The 9,322-nt window shown below is 64.9% G+C and carries 7 protein-coding genes; 3 read left to right on the top strand and 4 right to left on the bottom strand.

All coding sequences use genetic code 11. The features are described from left to right. Nucleotides 1-1,727 (top strand): hypothetical protein (locus QZ213_RS19115; protein WP_291687661.1); only part of this gene is annotated, 1,727 nt, incomplete at its 5' end. A 28-nt stretch (nt 1,728-1,755) separates the two neighbouring features. Here QZ213_RS19115 and QZ213_RS19120 read toward each other — a convergent pair. After that, entirely contained in the window at nt 1,756-2,310 is a 555-nt protein-coding gene (locus QZ213_RS19120; protein WP_291687662.1) for a DUF2147 domain-containing protein, read from the bottom strand. Between the two features lie 231 nt (nt 2,311-2,541). Next, nucleotides 2,542-3,570 carry an NAD(P)/FAD-dependent oxidoreductase gene (locus QZ213_RS19125; protein WP_291687663.1) on the bottom strand — a complete coding sequence of 343 codons (1,029 nt, stop codon included), beginning with the start codon at nt 3,568-3,570 and terminating at the stop codon, nt 2,542-2,544. Nucleotides 3,571-3,736: 166 nt separating this feature from the next. Here QZ213_RS19125 and QZ213_RS19130 point away from each other — a divergent pair, with 166 nt between their 5' ends. Then, entirely contained in the window at nt 3,737-4,204 is a 468-nt protein-coding gene (locus tag QZ213_RS19130) for a thioesterase family protein (RefSeq protein ID WP_291687664.1), read from the top strand. 59 nt (nt 4,205-4,263) lie between these two features. On the opposite strand, the gene QZ213_RS19135 is transcribed toward QZ213_RS19130, so the two are convergent. Then, complete coding sequence (locus QZ213_RS19135; RefSeq protein WP_079571799.1) at nt 4,264-4,584, bottom strand: 2Fe-2S iron-sulfur cluster-binding protein; 321 nt, start codon at nt 4,582-4,584, stop codon at nt 4,264-4,266. A 226-nt stretch (nt 4,585-4,810) separates the two neighbouring features. Then, complete coding sequence (locus QZ213_RS19140) at nt 4,811-5,188, bottom strand: Hpt domain-containing protein (RefSeq protein WP_291687666.1); 378 nt, start codon at nt 5,186-5,188, stop codon at nt 4,811-4,813. 415 nt (nt 5,189-5,603) lie between these two features. Here QZ213_RS19140 and QZ213_RS19145 point away from each other — a divergent pair. Further along, nucleotides 5,604-9,322 (top strand): hypothetical protein (locus tag QZ213_RS19145; RefSeq protein WP_291687665.1); only part of this gene is annotated, 3,719 nt, incomplete at its 3' end.

A 9,322-nucleotide genomic window follows, 5' to 3' on the forward strand; every position in this document is an offset into this window, starting at 1 on the left:
TGCAGAGCGACGGCCGCGGCTGGGCGCGCAACGCGGTGAACCGCCTCTGCATCGATCTGCAGGGCCGGGTCAGCGAGCCCTGCACCCGCGACAACGTCAAGGAAAGCTACCTGACGCCGATCGATCACCCGATCACGGTTCGGCTGACGGGCGAGGTTCCGGTCGGCGCCACCTGCGCCTGGTCGTTCGACGACGGCGACGGTCCGCAAGCCTCTACCTTCGACTGCGCCGAGCCCGTCAATCTGCGGGTGCGCTATGGCCGCGCCACCGTTGCCACGGTGGATGTCTCCTCGGGACCCGAGGCCCCGCAGCGCATCTCGACCGAGATCATGGTGCGGGATCTCTTCATCGCCGGTCTCGGCGACAGCATCGCATCCGGGGAAGGCAATCCGGACCGCGCGATCGCACTCTCCGACGAGGGGTTCTGCTTCCGGTCCTATCTGGGCACCGCGAGCACTCAGTATTACCGTCCGAGCCGCGCCGGCTTCAAGGGCGGACGGGCCTGCGAGGCGCCGGACACGCTGCAGAACTGGCAGCGCAACAGCGCGCTGTGGTTCAATTCCGCCTGTCACCGCTCGCTGTACAGCTATCAGACCCGCGCCGCGCTGGCGCTCGCGGTCCGCTATCCGCACATCGCGGTGACCTATCTGCCGCTCGCCTGCACCGGCGCCACCATTCCCGACGGGCTTTTCGGCCCGCAACGCGCGCGCGAATGCCTGCCGACGAAATCCGCCGCCACCTGTCAGGGCACGGTCAATGCGCAACTGGGCGAATTGCGCGCCGCCCTCACCGCTGCAAAGAAACGTCAGCCCGACCGCCAGCTCGATCTGGTCCTGCTGTCGATCGGCGCCAACGACATCAATTTTTCCGGACTGGTCGCCGACGTGATCGTGGATACGCCGACTGAGCGCGTGCTGTTCAGGCGCACCGGCGTGGTGGGATCGGTGGACGATTCGCGCGCCGCCCTAGCGCGCGACCTGCCGCAAAGTTTTGTCAAACTGCGCGAGGCGCTGAAACCCCTGGTCGGCGGCGACCTCTCGCATGTGGTCTACGTATCCTATGCCAACCCGGCACTGGCGGACGGCGGCTCGCCCTGCCCCGGCGGACGCGCCGGCTTCGACATCCATCCGTCGTTCAATGCGGATCCGCAGCGGCTGGCGGCGGTGTGGAGCTATGTGCAGAGCGAATTCCTGCCGGAGCTGAAGGCGCTCGCGACATGCCAGTCGGGCGTACTGTGCCGCGACCCCGCCTCCGACCGCATGACCTTCGTCGATGCCCATCAGCCGGTGTTCGCCGATCACGGTTTCTGCGCGCGCGCCGAAAGCGATCCGGAATTCGACCGCGAGTGTTTTTCGGCCAGGGGCGACAGCTTCAACCCGGATATCGTCACGGCGGCGAACCAGCCGATGATGTGCGGCCGCAGCGCCTCCGAATACCGCGCCTATCTGCCGCGCGCGCGCTGGATCCGCGACGCCAACGACAGTTACTTCGCGGCGATGACCTACCCGCAGGGGCTGCCGTCTTCCAGCCAGCCCACCGATATCCATGACGCGACCTGGGGCGTTCTTTCGGCCGTGTATGGTGGGGCGGTGCACCCATCCGCCGAAGGCCACGCCGCGATGGCGGACGCGGCGCTGCCCGCCGTGACGTCGGTGCTGCAACTCAACGCGGTGGTGCCGGAAGTGACGGTCGAACCGGCGCGGCCGATCGCGCCGCAGGCGCGCTGACGAGGTTTGCGCGGGCTGGCTCTGCCGATTACTTCTTCTTCGCGGCGACCGGCGGCTTGACCATCGCGACCGGCGGCTTGGTCGCGGCGGCCTGAGCCGCCGCCTGCGCCGGCAGATATTTCGCGACGATCGCGGGATCAAGCTGGGCCATCGACGTATCCGGCAACCGCTCCCAGGTCTCGTCCTTGCCGAACAGCGAAATGCCGAGATAGCCGCGCATCGTCAGCGTCTGGCCGTCCGGGCTGACGCTCATCTTGGCGTGATAGATCTTGCCGTCGCGCGGATCGAGAACGTTGCCGCCCTCATACTTCAGGCCGTCCCGCTTCATGTCCCTGATGAAGGAAATGCCGAGCATGGGCGCGTTCTTGCGGTCGTCGGTGCATTTCGCACAAATCTGGTTGGGGTCTTCGCCCGGCAGCGGAAAGGTCTTGGCGATCACGCCTTCGAAAACGCCGTCGTGATCGATCACGAGAAACCACGCCACCGGCTTGCCGTCCTCGACCTTCTGCCACAACCCCGCGGCTGTCGGATCGGCGGCCCGCGCCGCCGGCGCTGCGGCAAGCAAGAGCGCAAGACCAGCCATCAACGGAAGCACCAATCGAAGTCTGGATATCGCAGTCCGCATCGTCACCACCTGATTAATCCATCGACCATTGGCCCCAGACTAAGGCCATTTCGCGGATGGTTCTAGTGGCGCAGCCGGAACCCCGAGGCCGTGAAGGCCAAACGACGACACAAAACTGACGCAACGAACAGATGTCCCGCTCCGGCGCGGCGCGCCGCGATGGAACGGCCGCATCGGCGAATGAGTCGGTCAGTTGACTCCGAGCTTCTTCTGCAGGCTCGAGGACGACGTCGTGTATTGGAACACCAGCCGCTTGTCCGGATAAACATAACGATGCGCCTTCTGGGCCATCAGCGAACCCTCGTGGAAGCCGCACAGGATCAGCTTCAGCTTGCCGGGATAGGTGTTGATGTCGCCGATCGCAAAAATGCCGGGCACGCTGGTCTCGAACGCCGAGGTCTCGACCGGCACCAGATTGTTCTCCAGCGCGATGCCCCAGTTCGCGACCGGCCCGAGCTTCATGGTGAGCCCAAAGAACGGCAGCATGGTATCGCAGGTGATATTCGACATGCTGTTGTCGTTGCCCTTGACGGTGGCGCCCTTGAGCATGCCGCCCTCGCCTTCGAGAGCGGTGACCTGGCCAATCTTCAGATCCATCTTGCCGGACGCCACCAGCGCGCGCATTTGTTCGACGCTGTGGGGCGCCGCGCGGAAATCGTCGCGCCGGTGCAACAGCGTCACGCGCTTGGCGATCGGGTGCAGATTGAGGGTCCAGTCCAGCGCGGAATCGCCGCCGCCGACGATCAGCAAATCCTTGTCGCGGAACTGCTCCATCTTGCGCACGGAGTAGAACACCGAGGTGCCTTCGTAGGCCTCTATCCCCGGCACCGGCGGGCGCTTCGGCTGGAACGAGCCGCCGCCGGCGGAGATCACGACCACCTTGCACTCGAACACCGTGCCGGCATCGGTGGTGACGCGAAAACCGGGATCGCCGATCTTCTCGACCTTCTCCACCATCTCGTTGAGATGGAAGGTCGGGTTGAACGGCTTGATCTGCTCCATCAGCGCCTCGGTGAGGCCCTGGCCGGTGACGAACGGAATGCCGGGAATGTCGTAGATCGGCTTTTCCGGATAGAGCTCGGCGCACTGGCCGCCGATCTTGTCGAGAATGTCGACCAGATGCGTCTTCATATCGAGCAGGCCCAGTTCGAAGACGGCGAACAGTCCGCACGGACCCGCGCCAATAATCAGCACATCGGTTTTGATTGCTTCGCTCATATCGCTTCTTTTCGGTTGAACCTTGCCGGCAGGCTTTTCGGCTGCGCCTGTCTAGCCAACGCGGAGCGGTGAGGAAAGCCATAAAATGGCGCAGGCGAGCCCGGCAACCCCTTGCCGCGGCTCGACAACTGCGCTGTAAGGACATGAAATTTCGGAGATCGTCCCCGTGAACGCACCCGCCCGTATCGATTCAACCCCGCGCCTCGAGGACTTTCCCTACCGGCTGACCGACAATGTACGCTTTGCCGATCTCGACCCCAATCAGCACGTCAACAACGCGGTCTATGCGAGCTATTTCGAAACCGGCCGCGTCACCCTGATGAAGGACCGCAGTTACGGGCTGATGCCGGAGGGCCTGGCCTGGATCATGGTGCGGCTGGACATCCATTTCCGCGCCGAGCTGCGCTGGCCCGGCGTGATCGAGATGGGACTCGGCGTCCGAAAATTCGGCCGGACCTCCCTCACCTTCGATCAGGTGGTGTTTTCGGAAGGCAGGTGCGTCGCCTCGGCCCAGGCGGTGACGGTGCTGATCGACGAGAAGACGCGCAAGCCGGCGCAGCTGACGGAAGAGATCGTGAGAAATTTTCAGCCCTGGCTGCGCCGCGGCGTGGAAATCGCGCAGCCGAAGTTTTAGGGCGTTTTCGACCGAACTGGGTATCAGTTCGCGCAAGGAAAACGCGTCAAACAAAAGCTCTAGGCCTGCCGCTCCGGCGTCGAGACCACGAGACCGTCGAGTTCGTCGCTCACCTTGATCTGGCACGACAGCCGCGAATTCGGCCGCACGTCGAAGCCGAAATCCAGCATGTCCTCTTCCATCGGCGAGGGAGGTCCGACCTTCTCGCGCCAGGCCTCGTCGACATAGACATGGCAGGTCGCGCAGGCACAGGCCCCGCCGCATTCGGCTTCGATCCCGGGAATCGCGTTGCGAATCGCCGCTTCCATCACGGTCGCGCCGTTCTCGACATCAATGGTGCGGGTTTCGCCGCTATGGTCGACAAAGTGAATCTTGGCCATGTTTGCTCGTACTGCCGGATAAGGGGTCCGGGCAGTCCTATAACGGGTCGATCCGCCCGGCGCCAGCGGTGGAAGCGAAAACCTGCGGTGCGTTTTGCCGCTACTGGAGCGTTTCCGAGCGAAGCATGTCCTCGCCCTTGATCCGGGGACGGAAACCGGTCCGCATGAGGGGAGTTGAGCCTCGGTTCTGATTCCATCAGCACCGAAATTCTGCAAATGGCCGGGATCAGGACCGCCGCAGGATCGCGTCGACCGCCAGGCGCGCCTGCACCACGGCGTCGCTGAGCTCGGCGAGCGCGTCCGACTGATCGCCACCGTTCCTGATCAGCGTTTCCAGACGGGCGGCGGCCTCGGCGACGCCAACTGCGCCGATCGCGCGGGCCGAACCTTTCAGCGTATGCGCCAGCGCTCCGGCGTCAGCGGGCAGGCTCGCGAGCGCGTCGGCCAGGTGCACCGCCTGCGCCGAGAACATCGCCAGCACCTCGCGCTCGAGGCCGGCGTCGCCCAGCGTCATGCGCTGCAGATGTTCGATATCGATCGGACCGTCATCGGGGGCGAGCGGCGGCGATGGCATCCAGGCAATCCGTTCCATATGAAGCGGCATAGCGATAACCCAGCTCATTCCGCTCAGCCGGTTCGGCAACGGAGTTTTGGCCAGCCAATCACGGAAATGGTTAATGGAACGTTCCCCGGATATGCCGCAAGATCGCCTTGTTTCTGGCGAACCTTTGCCCCAATTGCCGAACCGAAATGAAAACTTTGTGGAACCGTAAGGCCTTACGCCCCTGTCCTGTTAACGATGATTAGGGATGATTAAGATTGTATTAATCGCGACCATTTCTTTCGCCCCGCCTAGCCAATAGGATGTTTCCCCAGAGGCAGCGGACAAGCCGGCCCAACGGGCTCGCGCTTTCGCCACCAGCGCAGGATATGACACCGGCTTGAAGCTTCGCGTGGGGACAATCGCGGAAGACTTTGTCCGGGGTGCGTAAAAAGTAGAACGAGGGCTCGGACTGAACATGGCGAACAATCCCAAGAAGGTCAAAGACCCTACCGAAGTCGCGCTTTCTGCCATTCAGGAAGCCTTGAACATCGGCGATGCGTCCGGGGCTGACGGGGCGAGGGGTTCGGTCCGCGGCGACACGGGACCGTCGAGTTCGACTTCGCCTTACGGCGAAGGCGCTTTCGACGTCCGCCCGAACGCCGATCGCCCGGTATTCGAGCCGATCGAGGAACCGCGCGCGCCGCGCCGTGCCGCCAATGACGATCGCGAAACCATCGGACAGATTCTGCAGGCGCTGCAGAAGGGCCGCCCTGCCCGCAGCGTCTACACGCTGGCCACGGCGTTTGCCGGCATCTGGATTCTCGGCTGCGCGCTTCTGACGTTCAGCTTCCTGCCCTCTGTGCATGCGGCGATGGGACAGAGCGGCGGCGTGCTGGTGCTGGGCGGCCTTGCGGCATTGTTCTTCGCACCCGTGCTGTTGTTCTATGTGCTCGCGAGCCTTGCCTGGCGCGGCCAGGAAATGCGCATGATCGCGCAGTCGATGGCGCAGGTCGCGATCCGATTTTCGGAGCCCGAGGGCGCCACCAGCGACTCCATGGTCACCGTCGGTCAGGCGATCCGCCGCGAAGTCGCGGCCATGGGCGACGGCGTCGAGCGCGCGATTGCGCGCGCCGGCGAACTCGAAACGCTGGTTGCCAACGAAGTCTCCGCGCTCGAGCGCGCCTACAGCGACAACGAAGTGCGGATCCGCGCCCTTCTGCAGGACATCGCCCATCAGCGCGACAATCTGGTCGGCCAGGCCGAGCAGGTTCGCAGCGCCATTTCCGGCGTGCAGATCGACCTGCGCCACGACATCGCGCTGATTTCGGACGCGATCGCTTCCCGCGTCGACGAAGTTGCCAAGAGCATCACCGGCGCGCTGGAAGAGCGCGGCGCCCACATCACCACCGCGCTCAGCAACGCGGGCGACAACATGATCCTCGCGCTCGGCGAGCGCGGTGGCGACCTGCTCGACCGGCTGGAGGAAGCCAGCGCCGAGACCACCCGCGCGGTGCTCGACGCCTCGGAGCGCCTCACCACCAGCCTCAATTTCAAGACCGGCCACGTCCATGACGAGTTCGTCGACCTGGCCGACCGCGTCCACGAGATGCTGAACGAGCGTATCGACCGCATCACCAGCGAGTTCGAGCAGCGCTCCTCCACCATCGTCGACGGCATTTCCGACCGCACCGAACAGGTCCACGACTCGCTGAAGAATTCCAGCGACTCGCTGCTGCTTGAGCTCGAACTGCGCAGCGGCGACCTCGTGAGCAAGATCGACGACGCCGGCAACCGGCTCGCGAACCAGATCCTCACCTCCGGCGACAAGGCCAGCGAAGCACTCGACGTGACCGTCAACTCACTGGTGGCGAAGGTCGTCAGCCAGAGCGAGACCGCGCACGACACGCTCTCCCTGCAGATCGGCGCGTTCGACGAACTGGTGAAGAACCAGGGCGGCGAGCTCGCCGAAAAGTTCGCCCGCGACTCAGGCACGCTCGGCGCGCTCATTACCCGCCACATCTCGGAATTCGACCGCACCGTCAAAACCTTCGGCGGCGAGATCGTGGACCGCATGGGACGGCGCACAGAGGACATCGCGGAGACCCTGAAGACCTATGTCGACAGCTTCGACACCCGCCTGACCTCGAACGGCGGCGAGATCACCGCGTCGCTGGACGAGCGCCTGATGCAGTTCGAGACCACGCTCGGAGCCAGCGTGGCCAATCTCGATTCGTCGCTCGACAGCAAGATCAGGTCCTTCGACGAAACCGTCGACGGTCGCCTCAAATCGCTGGAACAGACCTTCGATACGCGGGCGAAGTCGGTGACCGAGACCATCGACAACCGGCTCGGCACGCTGTCGTCGTCGCTGACCGACGGCGCCGCGCAGGCGATCCACTCGATCGATTCGCGCCTCACCCAGCTCACCTCCTCGCTCACCGACGGCACCGCGCAGGCGATCCAGTCGATCGACTCGCGCCTGACCCATCTCACCACTTCGCTGACATCGGGCGCGTCGCAAGCGGTCGAAGCCGTCGACCAGCGTATCGCCAGCGTGACCGCCACGATCGACGGCCGCAGCGCCCACCTGACCGACACCATTACGGCGCGGTTCCAGGAAATCCATCAGGGCATCGAAAGCAGGGTCGGCGCGGTCGCGACCGACATCGATATGCGCGTCGCGCAGTTCGAGGACCTCCTGGGTTCACGCATCGAGGCCGTGGCGGGCCGCATCGAGAGCAGCGGACGGCAGGCCAGCGACGGCCTGATGGCGCGCGCCGAGGAGCTGTCGCTCGGGATCAGGTCCCACGTCGAGGACGCCGAACGCTCGCTTACCAACCTCGTGGTCAACACCAGCGAGACCATCCAGACCGGCGCCCGCGCCGCGCAGCAGTCGCTGCTTTCGGTTTCCTCCGACGTCGGCGCCCAGCTGAAGCTGACATCGGCGGAGGTCGAACGCGCCCTCACCGCCGTCGGCACCGGTGCGGCGAATTCGATCCTGAGCAGCGCCAGCGATGCGCAGTCGACCCTGGTCACGGCCTCCTCGGATGCCGCCAACCAGATCAAGTCGCTGTCCGCCGACGTCGAGCGCACGCTCTCGGCGGCCGGCGCCGCCACAGCCGCCTCGATCCTTGGAGGTGCGCGCGAGGTGCAGACGACGCTGGTCACCGCCTCCGCGGATGCCGCCAACCAGGTCAAATCGCTTTCCAGCGACGTCGAGCGCACGCTTTCGGCCGCGGGCAATGCCACCGCCGCATCGATCCTCGGCAGCGCGCGGGAACTTCAAAGCACGCTGGTCACGGCGTCATCCGAGGCCGCCAACCACGCCAAGACGCTTTCCGCCGACATCGAACGCTCGCTGTCGATCGCCGGAACGTCCACCGCCGAAGCGATCGTCGCCGGCGCACGCGAGGCCCAGACCACGCTGGTGGCCGCTTCTGCGGACGCCGCCAGCCAGATCAGGTCGATCTCGACGGAGATCGAGCGGTCGCTCGCCACGGTCACCGCGAACACCACCGACAATATCCAGACCAGCGCGCTCAATGCGCAGAGCGCGCTCGTGGCCGCATCGAACGAAGTCGCCTCCAAGGTCAAGTCGACTTCGGCGGAAGTCGAACGTTCGGTTCTCGCCGCCAGCGGCTTGTTCGGCTCGACCATGACCGGCAAGTCCGACGAAATCGTCACCTACGTCCAGCAGCAGACCGATCGCCTGGCGCAGATGATCGACGGCAAGCGCGGCACGCTGGTCGAGGCGATCGGCGCCAAGACCAACCAGCTCACGGTCGATATCGACCGCGTCACCTCCGACGCGCTGAAATCGATCGAGACCCGCGGCCAGACCTTCTCGCACTCGCTGCTGGGCCACGGCTCCGATGTCGCGCGGACCATCACTTCCGCCGGCGAACTCGCCACCAATGCCGTCAGCAAGTCGTTGAAGGAGCTGGAGCAGTCCTCGCGCACGGCGATCGACCAGTCGCGCCAGGTCTCGATCGCTGCGGTCACCGAGATGCAGGAAACCAGCAAGATCCTGCGCACCGACACGGTCGCGTTGTTCGAGCGGCTGCGCGAAGGCAATATCCTGCTGCAGGAAGTGCTGACCGGCGCCCACGACAACCTCAACTCGCTGGAGCGTGCGCTCGTCACCCGCGTCGCCGACTTCGTCTCCGCCATGAACGACGTCACCTCGCGCAACGG

The sequence above is a fragment of the Bradyrhizobium sp. genome (genome assembly GCF_017881085.1).
GTDB lineage: Bacteria > Pseudomonadota > Alphaproteobacteria > Rhizobiales > Xanthobacteraceae > Bradyrhizobium.